The organism is Vibrio sp. A1-1 (assembly GCF_021728175.1).
GTDB lineage: Bacteria > Pseudomonadota > Gammaproteobacteria > Enterobacterales > Vibrionaceae > Vibrio > Vibrio diabolicus.
Map to the genome: position 1 here is coordinate 1 of NZ_JAKKCL010000025.1, position 26,998 is coordinate 26,998.

General features: G+C 45.3%; 9 protein-coding genes and 1 pseudogene. 7 read left to right on the top strand and 3 right to left on the bottom strand.

The features are described from left to right. Positions 1-128: 128 nt before the first annotated feature. Together L3V30_RS22605 and L3V30_RS22610 are read left to right on the top strand one after the other, a co-directional pair. Positions 129-710, top strand: a pseudogene (locus L3V30_RS22605) (fatty acid cis/trans isomerase); the annotation flags it as partial. Positions 711-728: 18 nt separating this feature from the next. Next, positions 729-920 (top strand): hypothetical protein, encoded by a 192-nt coding sequence (locus L3V30_RS22610; RefSeq protein ID WP_005376565.1) that lies wholly within the window; start codon positions 729-731, stop codon positions 918-920. Between the two features lie 49 nt (positions 921-969). Here L3V30_RS22610 and torS read toward each other — a convergent pair whose 3' ends face one another. Then, complete coding sequence (torS, locus tag L3V30_RS22615) at positions 970-3,933, bottom strand: TMAO reductase system sensor histidine kinase/response regulator TorS (RefSeq protein ID WP_237309965.1); 2,964 nt, start codon at positions 3,931-3,933, stop codon at positions 970-972. Between the two features lie 43 nt (positions 3,934-3,976). Here torS and torT point away from each other — a divergent pair, with 43 nt between their 5' ends. Together torT and L3V30_RS22625 are read left to right on the top strand one after the other, a co-directional pair. Next, the gene (gene torT / locus L3V30_RS22620; RefSeq protein WP_258689897.1) at positions 3,977-5,026 is read left to right on the top strand and encodes a TMAO reductase system periplasmic protein TorT; all 1,050 of its coding nucleotides are present in this window, start codon (positions 3,977-3,979) and stop codon (positions 5,024-5,026) included. Between the two features lie 64 nt (positions 5,027-5,090). Next, positions 5,091-5,546, top strand: coding sequence for a methylglyoxal synthase (locus L3V30_RS22625; RefSeq protein ID WP_005376571.1), 456 nt, complete (start codon positions 5,091-5,093; stop codon positions 5,544-5,546). A gap of 77 nt (positions 5,547-5,623) precedes the next feature. Here the strand turns inward: L3V30_RS22625 and helD are convergent, their stop codons facing one another. After that, positions 5,624-7,693 carry a DNA helicase IV gene (helD, locus tag L3V30_RS22630; RefSeq protein WP_237309967.1) on the bottom strand — a complete coding sequence of 690 codons (2,070 nt, stop codon included), beginning with the start codon at positions 7,691-7,693 and terminating at the stop codon, positions 5,624-5,626. Positions 7,694-8,016: 323 nt separating this feature from the next. Here helD and yccS point away from each other — a divergent pair, with 323 nt between their 5' ends. The 3 genes from yccS to L3V30_RS22645 all read left to right on the top strand — a co-directional run bounded on the left by yccS (position 8,017) and on the right by L3V30_RS22645 (position 10,968). Beyond that, positions 8,017-10,170, top strand: coding sequence for a YccS family putative transporter (gene yccS / locus L3V30_RS22635; RefSeq protein ID WP_005396670.1), 2,154 nt, complete (start codon positions 8,017-8,019; stop codon positions 10,168-10,170). A 184-nt stretch (positions 10,171-10,354) separates the two neighbouring features. Continuing rightward, positions 10,355-10,585, top strand: a complete 231-nt coding sequence (locus L3V30_RS22640; RefSeq protein ID WP_041853076.1) for a hypothetical protein — start codon at positions 10,355-10,357, stop codon at positions 10,583-10,585. Between the two features lie 80 nt (positions 10,586-10,665). Then, positions 10,666-10,968, top strand: a complete 303-nt coding sequence (locus L3V30_RS22645) for a hypothetical protein (RefSeq protein ID WP_005396673.1) — start codon at positions 10,666-10,668, stop codon at positions 10,966-10,968. A gap of 159 nt (positions 10,969-11,127) precedes the next feature. On the opposite strand, the gene L3V30_RS22650 is transcribed toward L3V30_RS22645, so the two are convergent. Continuing rightward, complete coding sequence (locus L3V30_RS22650) at positions 11,128-26,499, bottom strand: retention module-containing protein (RefSeq protein WP_237309968.1); 15,372 nt, start codon at positions 26,497-26,499, stop codon at positions 11,128-11,130. Positions 26,500-26,998 lie beyond the last annotated feature (499 nt).

Consider the following 26,998-nt stretch of genomic DNA (forward strand, 5'->3'; position numbering starts at 1 on the left):
TTTAGGGGCTTTCTTTCTGCTCATAACAAACAGGATGAAGCACTGGAATGATCACTCAATAGCCAAAAGTGGATCAAGTGCTGAGTGTCACACTTTTTCTGTCAATATGGGCTCGGTGAACACTTACATTTAACCAACCAACCAGCGTCGAGTATAAAACTGACGATCCAAAAACAGAGTTAGTCGAGTTGCTTAGAGAACGAGTTTCAGATGTTCTTCTTCCGCGCTACGAGATTAAAGATACTGAGCTTTCTGCTCAAAGTGAAAAACAGCTCCAACGTATTGGCCAAGTTCGTGGAGAAGGTCTGAAAACCGTTCCGCAAATCACCATGCTTATGGTGAGAAGCCAATCTGGAAAAGATGAGTTGTTCACCCTACTTCACAATAATGCACACACGAATATCTCTAGCTTGTTTGATGAAGAAAGCAACCGGGACTTTGCTAACGATGATATGACCATCGTACGTGGCGTTGTGGGAAGCTACCCAGCGGCATTTTTCTCGATCAACGAAAATCAAGTAAAAGAATTTGTCGATCAATTTAGTGCCATCCAAAATGAATCCGATTACGTTAAGTTGTTGGATAATTTTGCGATTCGCAGAAGCTCAGAAAAATTCTGGCCGTTTAGCGATCGTCTGCACAATTGGTACCGTACAAAACAACCGATCGAATTTGGATTACTTGACTATAATCGTTTTGAGAATCGATGATGATTTAAGGGGGTTCTCATGGGTATCCGAGATAACATTGCCGCTCTTGAACAACAGATTTACGTTGCTTGTTCTGAGGGAGACTACGAAACGGTCAACATGCTTGAGCATCAACTCGAATACTTGCGTGGCAAAGTGGAGCATCCTTTTGATGACGACCCTTATGCCCTAGACACTCGATTCGAGTGGGAAGATGACATGACCGAATAGAAAAAACCTCCGGCTTGCCGGAGGTTTTTGTTTTTGGGATGCAATTGATTTACTTCGCCATCAACTCATCAAGAGCTTGAATTGATTCAGACACTTGAGACACCAATTGATCTTTAGTCGCCATGTAGGTATCTAAAGGTTGAGGCGCAGCTTCAATTTCTTGGCAAGAGTTCATTAATGCCGTAAGCCCTAAACTCCCTGCGCTGCCTTTTAGTTTGTGAGCAAGGTTCTTCACTTCTTTACTGTCATTACCACCAGCAGACGCTTGCAGCTTGCTTAGTACATCGGCACTGGTCGTTCTAAACAGATTAATGATGTGCAATATCTTCTCTCTGCCCAAGATTTTCATATCGGACTCAATCACGCTCGGGTTAATGATGACCACATCTGATTCCTCTGTTTTAGGGACTTGAACAACCTTTGATTGTATCGCTTGTTCTTGAGGCGAAGTTTGATCAAACGGGGTACAGTCGGCATTTTGTGGCAACAACAACGGTTTTCCATCCAGCGCATCCTGAATCAATGCCGCTAGAGCTTCTTTTGCCAATGGTTTAGGTAAGTACCCGTCAAAACCTGCAGCTAAATAGCGCTCAACTTCTTCGGCAAAAACGTGCGCAGACACTGCGATCATAGGCGTAGCAGCAAGGGCTTTATTGGCTGGTTTGTTACATTCAATTTGTTTTAAACGTTGGATTAACTCGGTTCCATCACAGTCTGGCAAGTTGATGTCGACTAAAGCGATATCAAAATCCTGCGTGCTGATCAGTTGCTCTGCTTGTGAGCCGTTTTCTGCCATCACGACCTGGTGGCCCATGCTTTCTAAAAAGCCTTCCGCAACCACTCGGTTTACTTCATTGTCTTCTACCAACAAGACTTTCGCTTTCACTTTGCAGCGCGCGGTTGCCACTGCACCAGTTTCAACAGGTTCACTTTCCTCTAATGGAATGGAGAACCAGAATCGACTGCCATGCCCTTCTTCAGAGTCGGCTTCTAAAATACCGCCCATCGCTTCAATGATTCGTTTACTGATGGCCAGGCCAAGCCCCGTTCCTCCAGTTTGACTCATCCCACCTTCGGCTTGCGTGAAGGCATCAAACAACGTTTTCTGATCTTTTTTGGCAATACCTATCCCGGTGTCTGATACTTCAAATAGGACTTGCGACTCATCCTCTGGGTTGAGGCTAACGTAGATATCAATTTCACCTTCGTCAGTAAATTTAATCGCGTTTCCGACAAGGTTGTTCAGCACCTGACTGATTCTGGTGACATCCCCTTTCCAATAGCGACTTACATCACTTTCAATATGATAGGAAAACAACAGCTTCTTCTCTTGAGCTCGGCTGTTCATTAACTGGAAAGTGTCTTCAACCATTTGGTGTAAATCGAAGCCCATGTGGCGAATCTCTAAATGCCCTGCTTCAATCTTGGAGTAGTCCAGCACATCATTCAGAATCGCGAGCAACGTTTTACCACTGCGGTTGATGATTTCCGCATAACGCTTTTGAATAGGGTTGAGGCCTGAATCAATCAACAAACGTGCCGTTCCGAGCACTCCATTCATCGGCGTTCTGATCTCATGGCTCATGGTCGCCAAGAATGCTGATTTAGCTCGACTCGCTTGCTCTGCTTGCTTACGAGCTTTCGCGTGATTCAAAACCTCTTCATTCAAACGGCGGTTCGCTTGTTTTAACTGTGAAGTGCGTTGCTCAACGAGCTCTTCCAAATGCTCTTTGTGCTCTTCGAGCTCTCGCTTGGCTTGAGCTTCTCCCTCTGCGACCACTTTTAGCGCTTGCGCTGTATTTCGAGCCGTGATGATAGCTTGCCCCATATGCGCTAGCTCATCTTTGCCTTTTACCTCCAGCTCGACGGCTAAGTTACCCTGCGCCACAGAAAGCAGCGCAGCAGAGTACTCTGCCAATCGCTTAACCACAGAAAGGTATACAACACGCCATAAAATCAGCACCAACACAATCAAACCAACAATTGAAATCACCGTTAGAGACCACTGAGCGAATTTCAGCGTGCTCGTCAATTCATCCACAGCGACGGTTGTTGTTTTGTTTGAATCATCAACCAATTTGTTTACGGTACCATTCAGCTCCGAAAACAATTCCAGTGTCTTTTGCATCAGTTGTTGAGATTGTTCGTTATTCTCATACTGCTGCATCAAAATAGTGAACACGACCTGACGCTTACCGAGCTCTGTTAGTAGTTGGCTCATTTGTTTGGAGCGAGTGGGATCTTCTACGGCAAGCACACGGCGCTTCATGATTTTGAGATTACTTTCAAAATCACTTTGCACCTGCTGGATTCGCTCAATATTGGTTAATGTGCGAGCTTCTTCAATTTGATTCAGCATTTTAAAAGCCAATAAGTGCAGCTCATGCAATCGCTCTGTCAGATCTAGATCCACTTCCACCAGCGCATCTAGTGCCTGATAAACTTGCGATTTTTTATTCGATTCTAATAAGTCATAGATATGTGTGACGTTAGCAACGGCAATGGTGCTCGTGTTCTGAACTTGCGTGCGAGTTAGCTGTTCCAACTCTTCACTCAGTAAGCGCATCTCTTCGACACGAGTATCAATCTCTTTTGCCAGCCACAGCTTTCTTTCAACCGAAACACCAAGTTCTGCCAAGTTGTCGATAACGTTCTGGACGTTATTCTCGAGATCTTCTAGCAATTGAGAATCAAACGACTCACTCCCCAGCTCTTTGATATGAGTAAGCAATGATTCGAGCTGTTCGAAAAGCACACGCCCAGACTCTTTTCTTTCCTGCTCGTTTCTTGCGTTTGATAATAGTTGTACAGACGAAATGATGCGAGTACTCAACTCAGAGACTTGCCTCGCTTCAATCATGGCGGGAATTGCAGAATCCACAACATTTCTTTCCGTCTTGGCAACCAAAGAAAATCCAGACACACCAATAAGTGCCGATAACATAACCAGCATTGCCATCGCAATGAAAGACAACAAGAGTTTACGACCGATGCTTGCGGTTGCTAGCAACATATTTTCATGACCTTAATGTTCGTGTTCAGCGACATATTACGTTATATTTTGCAGTGTTTACTTAATCTATGCCAACGAACTTCATTTCATGGTTAAAAATCAACACGCATTTCGCACAATTTTCAAACATTCAGCAGTCACATTAGCCCTCGTCGCTTCTTTACCAGTGGTTGCAGCAGAAAAAGTATGTGCCATTTACCCTCACCTAAAGGATTCATACTGGTTATCAGTAAACTATGGAATGGTGTCCGAAGCGAAAAAAGAAGGCGTCGAGCTGAGAGTCCTTGAAGCAGGCGGCTATCCAAACAAAACGCGTCAAGAGCAACAACTCGCACTGTGCAGCCAATGGGGAGCAGATGCGATTGTTCTTGGGACAGTGGACCCACAGGCCTATGAACATTCGCTTAAGAATTGGGTCGGAAACATTCCTGTCTTTGCTACTGTAAACCAACTCGATCTGGATGAAGAGCAAAGTGAGCTGTTAAAAGGTACGGTCGGTGTTGACTGGCACTGGATGGGATACGAAGCGGGAAAATATCTGGCTGCTCGCCATCCAAAGGGATCAGGAAAAACAAACATTGCCTTGCTTTTGGGGCCGCGTACTCGTGGAGGTACGAAGCCCGTGACTGCCGGATTTTATGAAGCGATCCAAGGAAGTGATATCAACATCGTTAACTCGTTTTGGGCAGACAACGACAAAGAGTTACAGCGTAACTTGGTTCAACGTGTGATTGATATGGGAAATATAGATTATATCGTTGGCAGCGCGGTTGCGATTGAAGCCGCTATCAGTGAACTGCGTAGCGCAGGCAAAGCTGAGGAGATCGGTTTGGTTTCTGTGTACTTGAGTCATGGTGTTTACCGAGGCCTATTGCGTAACAAAGTGCTCTTCGCACCAACAGATAAAATGGTGCAGCAAGGCAGGCTTTCCGTCATGCAAGCAGCGCATTACTTAAGGGGTGAAGAGTATGACAAACATGCCTCACCAACCATCAAACCACTGACTCCCAAGACGCTTCATGACGATACGATCGAAGAATCGTTATCTCCGTCAGAATATAGGCCGACATTCCGTGTTAAGGCTGTTGATTGAAAGACAAAAAACGTGTTCTATTAAATAACAACAATTTTAAAATCATACAAACGGAAACATCTTGATGCAAAAAACCATTCGTACCATGCCAACCCACAAACATGTGGCTTTGGTTGCCCATGACAACTGCAAACCTGAGCTACTTCGCTGGGTAAAAGAAAACAAAGAAAAACTGCAGAGTCACTTTCTTTACGCGACTGGCACAACCGGACACATGCTGAGCAAAGAAACTGGACTGGCGATTAAGAGCATGATCAGTGGCCCAATGGGCGGTGACCAACAACTTGGCGCGCTCATTTCAGAAGGCAAAATCGACGTTCTCGTTTTCTTCTGGGATCCGCTAAACGCCGTACCTCACGACCCAGACGTTAAAGCGCTTCTTCGTATTGCTAGCGTTTGGAATATTCCTGTGGCAACGAACCGAGCCACCGCTAAGTTCTTGTTTAACTCCCCTCTTCTTGAGCAAGAAGTGGATATTGAAGTACCGGATTACGAAGCGTATCTTGCTGAACGCATGTAAGCTTTGATGCCAACCGAATAACGTAAAGGCGATACTGAGTATCGCCTTTATTATTTCTAAAATTCAGAACTCTGCCTTCAACGCGAAGTGATGATCGGATAATCACCATTGACGAGCTCTTGAACAAATGCAGACCCAGCGCCAGTGTGCGTAATCCAAACTTTCTCTTTCGCACGCGTAATCGCCACGTAAAACAGCCTGCGCTCTTCTGCGTGAGGGAATTTGTCTTTGGACTCGGTCAATGCGCCATCAATGTGAATTTGCTTCTTCTTCGCAGGGAACTGCCCCTCATCCACAGAAAGGATAATGACAAAATCAGCCTCTCGCCCTTTACTCGCATGGCAAGTCATAAAACGAATATCGAGATTAGGAAAACGTCGCAACCAATCGTCATACAAGTCGGGCTTGTGATAATGATTACGTCCTAACAATAAGACTGACTTGGTTTGCTTGGCTTGTTGATTCAATTGATCCAAGATTTTTTCAACTTGGTTGCTCGGTGCGGTATGCACACTCTTCTGCTTACGTTGCTTGTGGCTATTTAGTGTTTTCGGCAATTGCGATGGGTTTTGCTGCACAAAAGTGTTTGCCACATCACCAATCTGATTGTTGAAACGATAAGTCGTATCTAGATGATGAACGGTAGAGTGAGCAAAGCGGTCTTTAAACCCAGTGATAAGATCGACGTCCGCACCAGCAAACTGATAGATGGCCTGCCAGTCATCACCAACCGCAAACAACGTCGCACCCGCTTGTTTCGGTGTGGATTCGCACAGTGCTTCAATCAGTGCTAAACGGTCTGGAGAGATATCTTGGTACTCATCGACCATAATGAAGCGCCATGGGGAGACAAATTTCCCTTTATTTACATAATCTGTTGCACGACTGATCATGGTAGGGAAATCCACTTGATTGCTTTCTTTAAGCATTTTCTGCCACGCCGTAAAACATGGCCAACACAAGGCGAGTTCGCTGTTTAAACGAGTATAGTCTTGGTGATTTACCAACTTTTCTTGCACTTGCTTTTTGGTTAGCCCTACCGCAGCTAAGTGAGACAACTGAGAGTCTAGCCACGCGATCAGTTTTGGGTTTTCTGAGTGACTTCCTAACTCATCGTCCCCTTTTAAATAGGCAATCGGCCATTTGTCTAAATGTTTTTGCCAACGTTTAAAGTTAGTAGGCGTCATCCAATGCTTTTTCAGCCAATCTACACACCATGCTGTTCGCTGGTTGTCATCTAACGCCAACGGACTGATCTCAACAAGCTGTTGCTCAACTTGATTAAGTATATATAAGCCTAGTTGATGGAACGTATTCACACGCACACCGTCTGCGGCCATGCCTACTTTATCCACTAAACGCTCTTTCATTTCAGTCGCGGCATCACGACCGAAAGCCAGCATAAGCAACTCTTCTGCTTGAGCCTGGTGGCTTTGCAGCAAGTATGCAACTCGAGCCGTTAAAACACTGGTTTTGCCAGAGCCTGCGCCAGCAAGGACTAAGTTGTGATCATCGTTGAGCAACACCGCATATTGCTGGGATAAGTTTAAAGGCGAAGATTCTATGCGATTAAACAGCACTTCCCAATTCGGACGTTCTTCCTCAAGCCAATCACGATTACGCTCACCAAGCGTCGCAGACGTATCAATAAGCCAAGGTTCGATTTCCGCCATGCGATTCGGCATCCGCATTTTGGCTTCTTCTAGAGTGGTTTTCATTTCGCTTAACTCTTGGTTAAGACTTTCCACCCAGGAGACCACTTGAGAGTGCGATAGATAGGCAGGAAGATGCTTAAGTTTGTAGAGCTCTTCTTCCCACTTAGGTAGATACTCAGCCAGTTTTCGGCACTGAGTATTGTGCCATTCTTGATACTGACGAACAGCTTCAAGAGCAAACTTACGACATTGTGGCCACGGTAGCCCTTGTACTAGCCAGCTTTGTTGTTTGCCTTCGTGCTCATGAGCAAAAAACTGCAAAGAGCTCCATAACAACCCACGCTTTACGCTAACTTTGCCATTCCAGATCGTAAAAGGAATATGTTCTTCACTGCCTATTGAGCTTAATAAAACACTGTTCTCTTTTATTTCGACGTGATGGTACTCATTTTGAATAAAAAACTGTGCTTTGCTAGTGGCAGTGAGCTGCATGAAACGTGCGCCTTTTAATTTAGAAGTTGTCGATTTATATCATTTTAAGGCGCCAAATTGTAGCAATGGCGAGCACCTAAGTAAGCATCTTCTTTTATTCTTTAATAAAATTCACATTACTGTCGATTTAGTAACCTAAAGCTCATTCTATTTGAAGCTGACTTTACAATTATAGACACATTGCATGGCTGCTTTAGTATAAGTCAATGACATCCCTGTTGATTTTATCAGCAACAACGAATTTTTCTTAAAGTAAATCATAAACGCGCTATAGTGGGTTTGGTAGTATTCCCCCGTTTTTCATCGGAAACATAAGGCGCATTGTGCAAGCAACTTCTAAATTTCGGCTCTATTGGGCAAACAAGACCATAAATTACAGCGTTCTTATCCTAATCACCTTACTGGGTGTAGTTATCCCGACTTGGTACTTCGAGCAAAACACGCTGATCACGCCGCTAATACTGGGCGTTATTGCTGCTGCTTTGGCAGAGAGTGATGATAGTTTCACTGGGCGCATCAAGGCGCTGATTCTGACCTTTCTCTGTTTTGCGCTCGCCGCTTTCTCAATTGAAATCTTGTTCGACACCCCTTGGGCATTTGCATTAGGGTTATTTATCTCAACCTTTGGTTTTATCATTCTTGGAGCGATAGGTCCTAAATACGCGAGCATTGCTTTTGGCTCTTTGCTGATCGCCATTTACACCATGCTTGGTGCGCATGAAAGTACTAACATTTGGTTTCAGCCACTACTGCTTTTAACTGGTGCTGCTTGGTATTACTTCATGTCGATGATTTGGCAGATATTTTGGCCTCTTCAGCCTGTGCAACAAAGCTTAGCCAATGTGTTCTTCCAAATGGCAAATTATCTCGATGCGAAAGCCAAGCTTTTTCACCCTGTCACCAACCTAACGCCACAGCCACTTCGGATTGAAGCCGCCAAGTGCAACGCAGCGACGGTGATGGCGCTAAACGCTTGCAAAGCCACATTACTAAACCGCTCGAAACGCGGCCACATTGATGGCCCTAGTGATCGATTCTTAAATATCTACTTCATCGCTCAAGACATCCACGAACGAGTCAGCTCTAGCCATTACCGCTATCAAGATTTAGCAACTGAATTTGAACGTTCTGATGTGCTGTTTCGCTTTAAATATCTTTTGGAATCTCAAGCCCAAGCGTGTCGTGATATTGCATTAGCGATTCAGCTAGGGAATGAATACTCACATACCGATCAGTCCATCTTGGCCTTAGCTGAAGTGCAAAATTCACTTGCTTACTTAGAAGAACAAAAGCAAGGACACTGGAAACGTCTGCTAATGCAGTTAACATATTTATTCAATAACTTAGCGACGGTAGAAAAGCAACTGAATAACATTAACAACCCAGATGTCGAGGGCCTAGAGGAAGATACGCTCGCCGATACTAACCCGCACACATTAAAAGCCATGTGGCAGCGTATATCCGCGAATTTACACAAAGATTCGATGCTGTTTCGACACGCATTGCGTATGTCGATTGCCTTGACGATTGGTTATGGAATCATTCAAGTATTCAACATCGACCGAGGTTACTGGATACTCTTAACCACTCTCTTCGTGTGTCAGCCGAACTACAGCGCAACACGTCAAAAACTGACAGCGCGAGTCATAGGCACTTTAGCTGGTTTGTTAATTGGCGTACCATTACTGACTTTCTTCCCTTCTCAAGAAAGCCAGTTAGTGTTCATCGTTATTTCTGGCGTGATGTTTTTCGCCTTTCGGATGAACAATTACGGATACGCAACTGGTTTTATCACACTACTGGTCCTCTTCTTATTCAACCAGTTAGGTGAAGGTTACGCGGTTGTGCTTCCTCGACTGGCTGATACCCTCATCGGGTGTGTGCTTGCTGTAGGAGCCGTGCTGGTTATTTTGCCAGATTGGCAATCGAGAAGGCTGCACAAAGTCATGTCGGATGCGATAGATGCTAACAAACAGTATCTCGATCAGATCATTGGTCAGTATCGAATTGGTAAAAAGGACAACTTGAGCTATCGCATTGCTCGTCGTCAAGCCCATAACAGTGATGCCTCACTTTCTTCTGCCATCAGTACAATGCTTGCGGAGCCTGGTAAATATCGTGCTGCCGTTGATGAGAGCTTCCGCTTCTTAACGTTAAATCACGCAATGCTGAACTATATTTCTGCTCTTGGTGCGCACCGAACTCGCATTGAAGATGAGTCAATTCATAAGCTCGTTTTAGATGCGCACCGCTGTATTCATCAGCATTTAGACGTTCTCCATAAACAGCTTCACCAGCATTGCGAAGAGTGCGATTTATCTAATATTGACGACGCAGGGCTTGAGCAACGCTTGAATGAGTGGCGAGATGAAGATGATAGTTCCGCTCGCATGGTATTGCAGCAACTTCACCTTATCTATCGCATGCTCCCAGAGCTACATTCACTTGCCAGTAAGTTTGCAGTGAGGGTTAACTAGTAACACACGCATATAAAAGGGAAGCGAATTGTCGCTTCCTTTTTTCTTTCTACTTTTCTATCTACCCCAAAGTGGGTAATTATGTACCTTCATAGGAAAAATCTGACGTATCACTTAACGCACCTTGACAATATTCGGACAAAAAGCAATCGATCAAATTCTAATCTATCTAGGTTGAATAAATATGTTGTATCCAAAGGACGAAGAATTTCGGGAAATGAAGGATAAACCGAATTACAACGAGGGTATTGAGATGAACGCACAACAATTTAATGAACTTAAACAAAAGCTCAGTGATTTAACAGCGAGTCAGTTGAAATCATTACAGGGTGAGATAAGCGTAAAGTTAAACAAAACGCAAAACCCAGTACTTTCTGTTGAAGAGCGAGAAATGCTTTCCAAACTGTTTGCTTAATCAAATCATTGATATAAAACACTTGAACGTTTTATAAACCCCACCTATGCTCTCATTAGCATAGTATTGGGAGTGGTGATATGCCTGTATCAGGAATTCAATCTGGGCACCAAATTGTTCAGATGTCACAGCAGATGGCTGAAAAAGCCGCGCATGGCATTAATGATAATTTAGGTAAAGTGAAAGAAGAGATCGCTTCTCACAACATCGATTTGGCTAAAGTGGCAGATGTCGCAATAACCGCTTCAACTCCTAGCCTCCCCTCTCAAAAAGTTGAATCACTCATCAACCTGACGCAAGCTGCAGGTTACAACCGAGTGGGTGCATCCGTCATTGAGAAAAACAATGAAGTCATTGGCAGCTTACTCGATATTCACGTCTAAAACTTCTTAGTTCCAACCTGTCACTACAAATCCGTAACAAGCCCTCTTTTGCTATCTAATGTTGTGCTATTTCGATTCAATAAGTCTCGATAAAAATCAATAACTCCCAATAAAAACGGACGCCTTGTTAAAGCCGCCCGTTTTATGTTGAATCCAGATTTATCCGTTATCAATAACACCGTGATTCAGCAATGACTCTACAATCTCATTGGAGCTAAGACCGTTGAAGTCTATCGATGTACCTAAGTTTTCCACAACAATGGTTTGCTGGACATTTGCATCCGTCGTAATGTTCAGAGAAACATTTTCTGTTGATGCGTCGTAATCGGCTTGAATGTGCGCAAGTAAATCATCAATACCTGCCGTTGGATCATTCAAATCAGCGATCACGTCTTTGAGGTCAATGGTGTCCTCATTAACGCTAAAGTCAGTGATGGTGTCAATCGCACCATTATCCACCGTGTCTTCTGTCCATTTAAAGATATCGCTACCCGCACCACCAGTCAGAATATCAGAGCCTAGTCCACCGATAAGCACGTCGTCTCCATCTCCTCCTAGGATATAATCATCTCCCGTACCTGCTGCTAAAGTAATGCCTGCATCACTACCAATAAGATAGCTGTCTTCACTTTCAGCGGACTGATCAATATCTTGATTATTTAGCGTAACGTTTAGATTAATATCTAATGGCGTTGAATACGCTTGATCACCATTTGATGCAGTAGAAACCGCAGTCAATGTAATATCGTAATCTCCCGGGATCGCATTATTGATGTGTAGCGTATCAATTTCATCTTCTGGAACAGTCCATGTTGTACCATCAAAGCTGATATTCGATGTTGTAGCTTCACTCGTGATCGTGGCTCCTCTTGGCACGCCAGTGAGCTCTAAGGCTAGTACTTCATCGACATCGGTCAACGCCGCCATAATACCCACCAGCGCGATGCCTTGACGGCTTGCACTTTGACTCGCACTAATTCTTTGAATGTAACTAAAGTTCTGATCAATGGCCAAGTTTGGTACGTCAGCGACAGGCGTTACGTTAATATCAAACGTTTCTGATGTTTGTAGTGAGGTACCCGTTAAGTTGTCATAGAAGATACCGTTGTCATCAGCGGTAACGGTAAGCGCAATAGAGTTGCTGTTCACGTCACTGGCATCAATAAATACACCGACATCCGGATCCGTCGAAGCGAAAAGACTATTAAGCTGAGACAAAGTCCCCATCAGTACAGTTTCACCTGCTAAACCAACGCCTTGAGTAATGCCACTCCCCGCCGGGACAACGACACTTATATCACCCTCATCGATGCTGAGTGACACCGTCATGATTTCATTCTCATGAACACCTGCAAAATCAACATCGGTAATTTCGATACCTGAGATTTTTTGATCCGATGACTCCACAATCGTATTTGTGACCATTGAGCCATCAATCTCCGGAGCATCGTTAATCGCCTGCACTGTCATCACGGCTGAGCCACTGACGGTCTTCGGATCCGAGACGCCATTGGTCATGCCATCATCCGTAATATCGTAATTAAAGCTTACATCTCCGTAAAAATCAGGAGCAGGTTCAAAGCTCCACTCCGTTGAGCTCAGTTGAGTAAGCGTCCCTGCTGCAGGATCGACAAGCGTAACATTGCTAACGGTTAAATTGTCCGACTCAATGTCAACCGCATTAACCAGCAAGTCTGCTGCGGTCATAATAACAGCGCCGCTGTCTTCATCAATACTTGTCAAGGTCACTTCCGATGTTGTTGGCGCATCATTCACCTCTGTGACTTCAATTACAAATTGGCTGCTATTTGAATTGAGTGTTTCATCGACACCGCTAATCACAATCCCTTCGTTGCCTTGGTCATCGACAGAGATGTCGACATTGACGTTACCAAAGAAGTTAAGCGCTGGGTTAAACTCCACTAAACCATCAGCGATAGCGGCGTTAAGGTCAGATACGGTTCCTTTCAGTTCAATTGAACCCGTGCCGTCTCCAGAAACCGTCAATCCGTAATTGGCAATAATCGATGGATTGAGCGCCAAGTAACCGCTATCGACAGCAATATTCAAGACATACTCTGCGGTAGGATCATCAAGTACCGCATCCACATCCGAAATACCAAATGTATCCAGCAGGATAGCGTTGTCTTCTGGTGTTTCAACGTCAATGACATTCGCGAACTCCGGTCGATCATTCACCGCTTCAACATCAACAGCTACGTCAAACTCCTCGGCTGAACCTAAACTTTGGCGACCATCGAGCCCGGTATCAACCGCTTGCACTTTGAAATGCAGTGACCCACCCCATGAGTTATCGTTGCGATCACCAGAATTAAAGACCACTTGATCCAAATCTTGAGCATCGATTTCTAATACGAAGACGCCATTTCCTTGGTCAGTAAACACCGTTCCATCAGGTAATGAAACACTCGCCCCATCAGGGACATTTGAAATCTCAACTCTCAGCGTCTCTGGATCATTTTCCTGGTAGGTTGCGCCATCTCCGATGGACTCTTTGTTATCAACCACCAGCGCATTGACGTTGATAACAATATCTTCTCCCTCATTCCCCGCAGCTGAAGTATCAGGATTCACATCGACATCATCGCCAATAGGATTCACAACCAGCGTAAAGTTATTAGTTCGCTCTGTTGGTACTTGTAACAATTCTTCTTGGATGAACACGGTAATGCCAATCTCTGCCTCGCCACTGAAGTTTTTCGGCGGTTTGATTTGGATGTCACTCAAATCAACGGATGTCTGAGTAAGGTCTTTTAGCTGAATACTCCATTCTCCTCCGCCGTTGTTCTTAACAACATAATCAGAGGAATTGGATTGCACGACAAAATCATCAGGGATCCCTGTTAACTTGAGTGAAACGAAACTTTCAGAGCCATCATTATCGTTTAAGCTGATCGAAACCCCAGAGCCTGATTGATTCAACGAAATTAAAGTATCTTCGTCACCAACCACGGTAATTGGCTTCGTAGGATCGGCACCTGTAATCGTAATATCGTCCACCACTGGCGTAACTTCGAATGTCACGTCATCAGTAAAAGTTCTTATATCGATATTATCGCCAGGGTTATTTAGGATAGACTGATCAAATACAGCCTCGTCCGTGATCTCTCCTTCGATATTAATCTTGACGGTGTTTTGTCCCCCACCTACGGGATAATTTTCTTTCGGCTTAAACAGAACATTATCAAGCGCACCCGCTAAAATCTCTGCTTCATTAAACTCAATACTTGTCCCTAAGCTATTGCCATTTGCGTCAACAAACTCCCCCAGTGTTGTGTCATCGAGCTCTAACTTGATATTCGTTAGCGTTTCCTGACCACCTTGGATATTATTATAACGGTCAGCAAAATCGACATTTAGATTAAGTTGGATTAAACCATCTTCATAACCCACACCATCCGCCGTTGGTACATCGTTATTTAGGTCATCAACGGGTTGTTTGTTAGCGTCTAAACCGAGAGTACCTGTGATATCCACTGTCACATTTGGTGTAACATCACCATCTAATGGCTGATCACCCGCCGAACTCGGAACATCTGCAATCGGTAAAACCTGAACTGGAATTCGCACGTTGTTTTCTTTTTCGTCGCCAGACTCTGTGTCTTTGGTGACAAACCTCACAGGCAATTCGAAATCACCAGCATAATCTTCTGCCAAGTGCATCGTTAAACCGTCCAAACCTGTGATATTGCCACTAGCATCAATATCTGCTTGGAAAACGTATTTACCATTGACAAAATCGATATCAGTGCCTGTTATCACCAAGCCTGGAGGAATACCGGGTGCGGATGGATCAATAACAACAGTCAAAACATCTTCCACACCATCCGCATTAATCGCATCGACTTTCGACGTCAATTGAGTGCCAAGGTCGATCGCATTATCTTCCGATGCTTCAATTTGGACGTCATCAGCCACCTGAATTTCAGCTGCAACACTTGTTTGCGGCGTGAGAACCGTCGGAAACTCAAGTGTCACGTCAGTTTCTCTTACTACTGTTGCGTCTTTTTCAACGGCATCTTCACCTAAATCGTTGACCTCGGCATAGATGGTTAACCCAATTTGAGATAGACCGCCGTTGTCACCATCATCGCTGTCGTCGTTTGGCGTTAAATCAAGACCCGAAGGCGCTTTAATCGAGAAGTTTTCTTCGTCAATGACTGTCCATCGACCGCCGCCTTCGTTCAATGCACCAACAATGACCAATTGATTGAGAATCTCAGGGTCGACATTGTGGAACTGAACAACAAGCTGAGTCACCACTTCATCTGAAGAGGCGTCAAACTCTTGGTATTTGATGATATTCGCACCAGACTCCCCACCCGTTGAAGTATTGATCGTAAAATCAATGTTCCCTTGACCGTCTGACTTCACGATGTCAGTGACAACGCCAGTGCTTTCAGTAACAAGCAAACGTGTCTGGGCGTCTAGCGATCCTGTTGTATTTTCTGGCTCAACGATTGGATTGACTTGGACATGCACCATGCCATTGATGGTTTTTTCTGCAATTCCCTGCCCTGGATTAGAAGCATCGACATATTCGTGGTCAATCTCTTTCACCGTCACCGTAGTATTCAAATCAAAGTCAGTACTAGAGTCTTGCTCTAATTGCACCTGGACATACCCGCTTTGAGAGATTCGAGCAGAAAAGTCTTGCTCCGACTCGTTCGCTAGTGGCGAAAGTGTTAATGTTCCAGAAACCAATGTTTGTGCTACGCCATCGACATAAACCGTGCTGCCTGGAGGAAATCCAGAAATCGTCACCTCACTAAAGAACTCGTCTGTATCAGGGCTTTGAGCCAACGTTGGCTTCCAATCAATATTAAAGCGTGTATCTTCATCACCTTCTGATTGAACCGTGTAGTTATCTTGCGCATCAATGACAGGAGCGACAATAATTCGGATCTCACCCGATGAGGTTCGACTGTGACCATCATTCTCTGTGACGATCGTCGTCGCTGTAATATGAATGTTCTCCGTCGATGACGCTTCCGGTTTAATAACAATTCCAGAATTAATATTCGCCGTGGTGATATTGGCTTCATAGATTGGCTGATTTTGCGCGTCATAACCTACAAAGGTCAGATCGACGGATGCACCATCACTATCAAATACCTCAACACCTGCCGGAATATTGGACAGCAGAACCGTAACCGACTCTGAGTGATCATTCGGGTTATCTGGTAACTCGCCAGAGATGACACTAAAGCCCAACTCTACTTGACCATTCTCATCGATATTAGTCTCAATACCTCTCACATTGCCGTCATTAAACTCATGCCAGATCCCTGATTTATCATTAAGCTCAATAAATGGTATGTCAGCTACGCCTTTCACACCGACGATCACTGTTTTGCTGCCTAGTGACAACATATCTTCGGCAACCCCACTAGATAACGATGCCGTATCTTTTACGATACCTTCAACGTTGAAAGTAAAGTCATCATTGCTGTGCAACGGAGGAAGCACTTCGACGTTGGCTAACTCAGATTCTGGCACTTCGTAATAGAGTACATTGCCGCTTGAATCGGTCACTTCCACTATTTGGCTTGGGTTTGCTGAATCAAGCCACACTAACGTAACGCCATCAATTGAGAAGTCAGAAATACGCACAAACAGTGCTTCAGAACCATCTAAATCCGCAGATGGCTTCATGGTAATCACTTCACTTAACTGAAGTGGATCATGATCCGTGACAGGATTGACGGTGTCTTGAGTTCGAGCGTTATCCTCAAAGACATTGATTCGGTTGACTGTAAAACTACCTGGGTCCGCGATTGGGTTAACATCAATGATGATAGTTTCTGTCTCTGAACGTGCCGTTTCCTTCCCTGATAACGGATTGTTGTTTTCTGTTGTAATCGCGGTTACATCAATCTTGATTTCGCCCGAGAAATTATCGATTGGGTCAATTTGAACGTCACCAATTCGGCTGGCATCTACGAGATAAACACCACCAGTTTGTGGAATCGCACTACCATCCGAATATACTAACTCTGCGTTACCTTCCCCTTGTGTAAAGACGAGCTCGTACACTATATCTTCAGGATTACTAGTATCCTGAGTTTCCGCCGTGATATTAAGTGCGACGTTGTTTCCGTCTTCATCGACAGAATAGTTAAACTCGCTGCTCGTCGTCCAAGTCGCAATATCTGCAACGGCAGCAACTTCAATGTCTAAACGACCATTAATCGTATGATCTGGCGTACCATTATTAAGAATTTCCACACGGATACGAAGATCGATACCAGAAGCATCGGTTGATGTATGACGATCTGGTACGAAGTACAAGTTATCTAACGAGACAAGCTCACCATTGAATGACTGCTCGACATTTGATGCGTCGAGAACAACCGTATTGCCCACAGATGTTAATTCAATGTAGTTGCCACTGCCGTCTCGGTAGTAGAACGTACCGTTGTGAGTATCAGCATCTCGAATAGTGATATCACCTAAGCTTTCGTTACGATCGATATCATGCAAATCGATAACCAAATCGACTTTCGCCGGCGTCACATCCAGCGTCGACAAGTTATCCTGAGTATTTGCAGAGTCAACGCCCACAACGACACCATCACGCCCTTGGTCCTCGAACGCAGTAACGGTAGACGTGTCAATTTGCGCATTACGGTCTCTTATCGAGATATCCACATCGGCATCAGCAATGTCGCCATCACCATCGGTTGCAACAACGTTGATGGTGAAATCAATCGAGTCGGTTTCGGTATGGTCAAGATCGTCATTCGGACGGAATGACACACGGCCATCAGTTCGAACAATCAGACGACCGATTTCAGTATCCACTCCGTCAAGAACCTTGTGAACGTACACAACTTGGTCACTGCCGTTCAAATCGACAGAATCGGAATCAACACCGTTTTGCTTAAAGTAAATGCCTGAATCATCAGCCGAAAATGAAGTTATTTGTGCGCCGTCAGCACCAAGATCGTCATCACCTTCTACAGGGTCTTGGAATAAATGAACCGTGCGGCTGCCTTGCCCCTCAACACGCGAAATAGATGCATCGTACAAGGTTGGAACATCATCGGTAATCGTCACTGGTAAGTTAATACCGGCCGTATCGCCATCGACATCGGTCGCGAAGACTGGGAGATCAAGTATGAGTGTATCTTCGCCTTGGGTTGAGTGGTCTAGCGCCCCCTCAAGCGTAAACTTGTAAGAGCCGTCAGCGTTCAAAACTAGCGTGAACACTGAGTTACCATCAGGTGTTTGACCTTGATAAGTAAAGTTGTTGTTGCTTACCGCGGTTTGAACTAACGTCACTGCGAGGCCACCTGAAGTTACTCCTGGTATCGGGTTAGAAGTAAGATCCAACTGGTAAGAGACAACGGTATCTGCCCCTTCCACCGTATCGAAATTGCCCGTTGCTTCAAGGCTGTCTTTGTTGGTTGCCTGAGAACCATTAGCGAGGTCATCCTCGTCAACAGCCAAAGCATCTGCTGATTTAATTTCAGGAATGTCATCAACGATGGTGATTGGAAGGTTCAGTGATGATGACGTGTCACCATCAAAATCTGTGACTGTAATTGGGATATCAATGACAAGGTTGTTTTCACCTTGAACAGCGTCATGGTCGATTGGTCCCAACAGTTCAAATTGGTAACTGTCATTATTCGCATCAAGAGACAGCGTGAAGATCTTAGTTGATGTGCCAGTAATCACCGCTTCGTAACTGGTTACACCACCAACCGAGCTCACCACATTCAACTCAATGCTGCTGCCGTTCGACGTTAAGCCAGACACAACCGTGTTGAGGTCAGAAACTTGGTAGCTGACAATCTCATCCGCACCATCAACGACTTCAAATCCACCAGTTAATAACGTTGAATCGCCACTTGTCGTGTCTGAGCCACCAGCAAGATCATCTTCATCAACGGTTTGTTGGCTAGAGTCTGTCACTTTCACAATCGCTGGAACATCGTCCACCACAGTGACCGGCAAGGTGATGTTATTGGACACATCGCCGTCAAAATCGGTCGCGTTGACTGGGAAGTTGATGACTAACGAGTTTTCATCGTTACCCGCAGGATGATCAAGTGCACCCAACAGTTCAAATTCATAGCTGTCTGCTGAACCATTTAGCGTCAGTTTAAAGACGGTATCCGTCGTACCTTGAACATAGGCTCGGTACTCAATCACACCATTTGAATTTGAGAACTCAACCAATTCAAGCAGCTGACCACCTGAGGTAAGGCCAGAAACAGGCGATGTTAAGCTGTCCAATTGGAAGCTAACGATAGAATCGGCACCATCGGTAACCTCAAAATTGCCACCAATGATATTGGATTCTGGCGTGTCGTCCGAACCTTGGCTTGGAATATCATCCTCATCCACAGACAAGGTACTACCAGAGCTAATAGCATCAATGGTTGGCTTGTCATCTACGATGGTCACTGGAAAGGTAGCAGTGATGGTATCGTTGTCGCCATCTGTAATCTTCACAGGTAGATTCAACAAAATCTCATCAGAGTTAACCGCGTGATCTAACTGACCAGATAACTCAAAGTCGTATTTACCATCTTGATGAAGTGTCAACGTGAAGACAGTCACTCCACCCGGAGTTTGTCCCACGTAAACAAGCGCGTCAGCAGTTGAAGCACCAACGTCTTGAGAAAGTGTTACCTCTTCTCCACCCGATTTCAGATTCGGGATAGGATTTGAGCTTAGATCCAATTCGAACGCATCAATACCATCTGCGCTAGTAACGTCAAATTCACCTGATACCGTTAATGGCTCTTTAGTGCCATCAGAACCAAGAGGTAAGTCATCTTCGTCTACACGTAGACTTTCAATATTGGTAACAACTGGAACATCGTCCACAACGGTAATTGGCAATGTGAAGGCTGGTGAAGTATCACCATCATTATCTGTCGCCGTCACAGGGAGGTTAATAACAATCTCGTTTTGCTGATTACCATCTGGATGATCAAGCGGCTTCTGTAAATCGAACTCGTAGGTGTTGTTCGTTGCATCCAACGTCAGTTCGAAAACCACTTCAGCAGGATTGCCAGCAACACCTTGGTATACGTTCACGCCATTTGCGCTAGAAGACAGAACTAAGGTGATAGCATCACCATCTGAAGTCAGAGAAGCAACAGGCGTGGTCAGGTCACTCAGCTGAATAGAAGCAACTTGGTCAGCACCTTCGGTGATATCAAAGGTACCTGAAATAACAGTATCTTCTGCACTTGCAGCATCAGTACCTGCTGGTAGGTCATCTTCATCAACGGTTTTTTCGCTGCCTGCTAGTAAACCATCAATGGTCGGAACATCATCCACAACCGTAATTGGTAAGGTGATGTTGTTCGACACGTCTCCATCAAAGTCAGTCGCGTTTATCGGCAAATTGATGACCAGTTCATTTTGGCCATCAGCATTTGGATGATCGAGAGGAGCAAGCAAATCGAACGTGTAGCTGTCATTAGAGGCATCGAGTGTCACTCGGAATACTGGTGTCGTCGTGCCATCAATACGAACTTCGTAAACTGAAACGCCACCTGCGTTTGAGACTTCAACCATGACCAGTGATTGACCACCAGAGGTCAGGCCTTGTACTGGCGTCGTTAGGTCAGAAACACCATACTCTACAATGCCATCAGAGCCATCAGTCGCGATGAAGTTACCGGCAATACTGTTCGCCTGCGTACCATCAGATCCTACCGTTGGGATATCGTCCTCATCAACCGTTTGCACACTTGTTGCTTCGATGCCACCAAGTGTTGGCTTGTCATCAACGATCTTGACAGGAATTGTCTCAGCAGACGTGTCACCATCAAAGTCGGTCGCAATAATTGGGAAGTTCAGCGTTAACTCATCGCTATCAACAGCATGATCGATTGGACCTTCAAGCGTAAACTGATAGCTACCATCGGTATTCACCGTCAGCGTAAAGACTGCTTCTGTGCCTGCCGTTGCTTTGTAGGTAAAGCTGCCGTCGCCATTTGCGGTTTCAGTCAGCGTGACCGCCACGCCTTGTGATGTAAGGCCATCAACTGGTGTTGCAGAAGCATCAAGCTGATAGCTCACCACTCGGTCAGAGCCTTGTGTGGTGGTGAAGTTGCCATCGATTGAAATCGGGTCAGTTTGGTTTGAGCCAATCGTGGCTAAATCATCTTCATCAACGGTAATCGCATCGACATCGGTAATAGTTGGCTTATCATCGACGATGGTGACTGGGATCGTTTCTGTGGTGGTATCACCATCAAAATCTGTCGCGATGATTGGGAAGTTCAGCGTCAGCTCATCACTACCTGTTGCATGGTCAATTGGACCTTCAAGCGTGAAGTGGTAACTGCCGTCGCTGTTCACCGTCAAGGTAAATACGGCTTCTGATCCTGCGGTAGCGGTATAGGTGAAACTGCCATCCGCATTCGCGCTTTCCGTCATTGTCACCACTACCCCGTGTGAGGTTAAGCCATTAATAGGGTTAGAGGACGCGTCTAACTGATAACGCACAACATGATCAGAGCCCATCGTGACAAAGTGACCATCAATCGACACGGACTCGTTTTGATCAGAGCCAATCGTCGCCAAGTCATCTTCATCCACGCTGATCGCATCAACATTAGTGATGCTTGGCTGATCATCAACAATAGTGACAGGCAGTATTTTAGTTGAAGTGTCGCCATCAAAGTCTGTTGCGATAATCGGGAAATCGATTTGTAGGCTGTCGCTATTCATCGCATGGTCTAGTGGACCTTGCAGAGTAAAGGTGTAGCTGCCATCTGGCTTCAGCACTAATTCAAATACGTCATTGCCATCTGCTGTGGCAGTGTAAGTAAAGCTACCATCACCGTTTGCCGTCTCAGCAAGCACAACAGGTTCACCTTGAGAAGTTAACCCTGCTAGAGGATCCGCGGTTGCATCAAGCTGGTATTTAACAACGCTGTCCGAGCCTTCTGTCGTACTAAACGAACCAGACATAAACGCATCATCGTTTTGGTCTGAGCCAATTGTGGCGAGATCATCTTCGTCTACTGTCAGTGGAACAACGTTGTCGATGCTTGGAACGTCATCAGTAATGGTGACTGGAATGGTCGCAGTAGTCGTGTCACCATCAAAATCCGTCGCAATGATTGGGAAGTTCAGTACTAACTCATCGCTGTTTAACGCATGGTCGACCGGACCTTCCAGACGGAAGTTGTATGTACCGTCTGCATTCACATTCATGGTGAAGACAGGGTTACCATCCGCGGTAGCAACGTAAGTAAAGCTGCCATCGGCATTCGCAGTCTCTACCAAAGTAACAGGCTCACCTTGCGAAGTTAACCCCGAAACAGGATCAGCCGTTGAGTCAAGTTGGTAGCTCACCACACGGTCTGACCCTTGAGTGGTCGTGAACGCACCTTCTACATAAACAGCGTCGCTTTGGTCTGAGCCAATACCTGAGAGATCATCTTCATCCACAGCCAGCGGCACGACGTTATCGATGACTGGTGCATCATCCGTAATCGTGACTGGAATGGTTGCCGAAGTCGTATCACCATCAAAATCAGTGGCAATAATTGGGAAATCAATCGTCAGGTTGTCGCTGTTAGCTGCATGGTCAATCGGGCCTTGCAGCGTAAAGTCGTACGTACCATCCGTTGCGACGTTTAACGTGAAGACTGGATTGCCGTCTGCGGTCGCAACATAGGTAAAGCTGCCATCACCATTCGCGGTTTCCACCAAGGTAATCGCCTCACCTTGAGATGTCAGCCCCGCAACAGGATCTGCTGTTGAATCCAGTTGGTAGCTCACCACTCGGTCAGAGCCTTGTGTGGTAGTAAACGCGCCTTCAACGAACAGATCGCCGCCTGGGTCCGAGCCCACACCGCCAAGGTCATCTTCATCGACACTCAACGCATCCACCGCTGTAATGGTCGGTACATCATCAACAATCGTGACTGGAATGGTTTCAGTAACGGTGTCGCCATCAAAGTCGGTTGTGATAATTGGGAAGTTGAGTGTCAGCTCGTCACTATCCACCGCGTGATCAATTGGCCCTTCTAGCGTGAAGTTGTAAGAGCCATCAGTATCTACTGTCAGAGTAAATACTGGGTTGCCACCCGCAGTCGCTTCATAAGTGAAACTACCATCACCATTTGCGATTTCTGTCAGTGTGACAGCCACGCCTTGCGACGTTAAACCGTCAACCGGTGTTGCTGAAGCATCTAACTGGTAGCTCACCACCCGGTCTGAGCCTTGTGTGGTTATGAAGCTGCCATCAATAGAAATTGGATTACTTTGGTCTGAACCGATTGATGCTAGATCATCTTCATCAACCGTAATTGCATCCACATCAGTAATAACTGGCTTATCGTCCACGATGGTGACAGGGATAGTCGCGTTTGTGGTGTCACCATCAAAGTCTGTTGCGATGATTGGGAAGTTGAGTGTTAACTCATCGCTATCAACAGCATGATCAATTGGCCCTTCAAGCGTGAAGTTATAAGAGCCATCGGTATTCACTGTAAGCGTAAAGACCGCTTCACTACCCGCTGTTGCTTTATAAGTAAAGCTGCCATCACCGTTTGCGGTTTCAGTCAGCGTGACTGCCACGCCTTGCGATGTAAGGCCGTCAACTGGTGTTGCAGAAGCATCAAGCTGATAGCTCACCACTCGATCAGAGCCTTGTGTGGTGGTGAAGTTGCCATCAATAGAAATCGGGTCAGTCTGCTCTGAACCAATCGTGCCTAAATCATCTTCATCAACGGTAATCGCATCAACATCGGTAATAGTCGGTTTATCATCCACGATGGTGACTGGCAGTACAATTTGACTTGTGTCACCATCGAAATCAGTAGCAATAACACTAAAATCAAGAGTTAAACTGTCGCTATTTGCCGCATGGTCGATTGGACCTTGCAGCTCAAAACTGTACGAGCCGTCGGTATTCAAAATAAGTGTGAAGACTGCACTGCCATTTGCCGTTGCGCTGTAAGTGTAACTGCCGTCTGCATTTTGAGTTTCGGCAATGGAGACGGTTTGACCTTGAGATTGCAGGCCATTTAAAGGATCAGCGTTTACATCCAGCTGATACTGTACAACGCCATCAGAGCCCTGAGTTGTCGTGAACTGGCCTTCAACCAGCGTTGGCTGTGATTGGTCAGAGCCTACCGAACTTAAGTCATCTTCATCGACGGCAAGAGCAACAACGTCGTTAATGGTTGGCACATCATCAGTAATGGTTACCGGTAGAACAAGTGAACTGGTGTCACCGTCAAAGTCCGTTGCAACAATCGTGAAATCCAAGGTTAGGCTATCGCTACCCACAGCATGATCGATTGGACCTTCAAGAGTAAATGAATAAGAGCCATCAGGGTTCACTTGTAAGGTGAAGATAGCGTCCCCTTCTGCCGTTGCAGAATAGGTAAAGCTGCCATCTGAGTTGGCTGTTTCCGTCAGAGAGATAGATCGACCCTGTGATTCCAACCCATTGAGTGGATCAGTGCCGCTCTCTAATTGATAACTTACGACACGGTCTGAGCCCTGAGTCGTCGTGAAGTTGCCTTGCGCGAGCACAGAGTCGCTTTGATCGGAGCCGATGCTTGATAAATCGTCTTCATCGACGGCTAGCGCATCAACGCCATCAATCGTAGGAACGTCATCTTGAACTTGAATGACAATTTGCGCCGCTTCTGGTGTGTTCGAACCTTCGGTAATCGAGGAGCGGTCGCCATCCGCATCTACCGCGTAAACTGGCAGTGAGAAAGTAAGCGAGTCATCGTTAGCACCCGTATGGTCGAGTTGTTCATACAAGTTGAATTGGTATTCGCCCAATGCAGGGGCATCAATCGCCACATCAAATACTGTGATACGCACGCCATCCAGCTCGATGAAGCCCTCGTAAGTACGCACGCCATTACTCTCGGATGCTAGTTCAAGTTGGACAACCTGCCCTTGAGATTGGAGTTCACCACCAACATTAAACTCTGTAGGTTCCAACTCATAGTGATCAATGATGTCACTACCGACCGCTGTCGTGATCGACCCAGAGCCACTTGTTACTACCGCGCCTTCCTGTGAACCCTGGTCAACCCCCGCCTCGTCTAAAGACAATCCCGTCACGTTTGCAATCACCGGATTATCGCCATCAAGGATGCTCATCGTAAAGGTGTTACTTGCCGTATCTTGGTCGAAATCGACGATTGTGGTTGGCAAAGAGAGCTCAATCGTATCTTCACCGTTTGTTTGTTCTAACGGCTTAAATTGCTCAAATTGGTAGGTACCATCAGTATTCAGACTGATGGTTAAGACGGTTTCATTAGAGCCCGCAATGGACAGGGTGATAGTACTGCCGTCTTCAGATAGTACCGCTTCTGTCGCCTGATTATCACTCAATAGGCCATCGAATTGACTAAGCCCTTCTTGATTAAACGTGACCGTTGCCAATTGATCACTACCAATATCCACATAGGTGCCAGTAATCGGAGTAGAAGAAGATTCAACGTTTTCAAAAGTAACGTTTTGCGGCGCAGGATCATCGCCATCAATTACGGTTGTTGTGAAATCGATAGGCGCTTGAATGCTGTTACCACCAATATCTGCGCCTGTAATGTCAAAAGCGATATTGATTTGATCACCGGAGATGGAAACTTGACCATCAGCAACAGACGCGACATGGTCAATGCCCTGGCTAATCGTGGTAACGACCTCTAACTCTAAATCACGGCCTAAAGATGTCGCTTCGATCTCTATACGAAGCACTTCGTTACCTTCTTGAGTGCCGATAATGGCATTTTGCGCTTCGTCATAAACGAACGCCACTGGCTGACCACCAGAGGTAATATCACTGTTAAGCTCAGTTAACAAAGACTCTAAAGAAGACGTTTCGGGTACAAATGAAGCGGTATCAAGTGCGAGATCCCCTGCTTCAACCAGCACACTAGAAGAAATGGTTTGCGGATAGCTTGATAGAGAAATTGAGCCTTCTGTTACGCTAGATTGCAGTGATTGTCCGCCATCGGCAAAAATAGTGACATCCAAATCATCAGCTTCATCGCGTTCTTCTACACCGCTACGAGTCGCTGACGTCTCAAAAAAGGTGGAGGCAAGTACTTCCGGATTATTATATTCAACGGTCACATAGCCAGCATTGGCTGAGCCTTCAGCGCCAGCACCAGCAGCCGTTGCTTCCAAAATAGCAGTCGGGTCAGCACCATCTAAAATGGCCTGTTGGATAGCCGCGACATCATTAGCGTCAAAGTTAGCACCTTCGATAGCTGTTGGATCGAAAATAACCTGGCCATTAACTGGAGATTGCAGCAAGGTTTCTGGTTGTTCAAAAGAAGGTTCTGGAAGGCACGCGACACAATTAGCATCAATCAGATACAGCTCATTATGTATCTGTACATCAAGAGAAGCGTTATTTTCAGTAATGATCACTTCGCCAGATATTAACTCATCCCCCGCTTTTATAGACCTGACTTTTCCATCCAGACCTAAAACCAAGACTTCACCTTTGACAGCATTTACAATCGCGTTCTGCGGCACGGTTTGCGTACTCATCTGACCTCCGCTAATGGCCTACGTTTCCCATTAACCTTTTTAGATAGTTTTTAAATGATTTAGTGCGGCATACTGCACACCTTTAGACGATTAGACTAAGTATCAACTCATTAAACAATCGATAAATGGCGCACTAATGAGCAAAGTAAGTAAAACTTACTAGTAGTCACAAAAATGTGACACATGTCCTAACACCGCAATATCGATTAATTATATGAAATTGATACCTTATTCCGTATAAGTGTAGTCGTTTTAAAAAAGAAGATAGATGAAAACGCTCAGCTAAACGCCAAACTACCGGTTGCAATCAATAATGGAAGAAAAGCAATAAGAATGTTGTATACACCTGAACGTGATGACAACTTAATCAATATTGGTGACGAGAAAAACGTGACGATTAAATATTGAATGACATAAATCGTTGGACAAAATATAACCATGAAAATGTGGCTCACAATATGAATTCCCGAGCACCACGAATTCGGCTTTGTCCTGATAT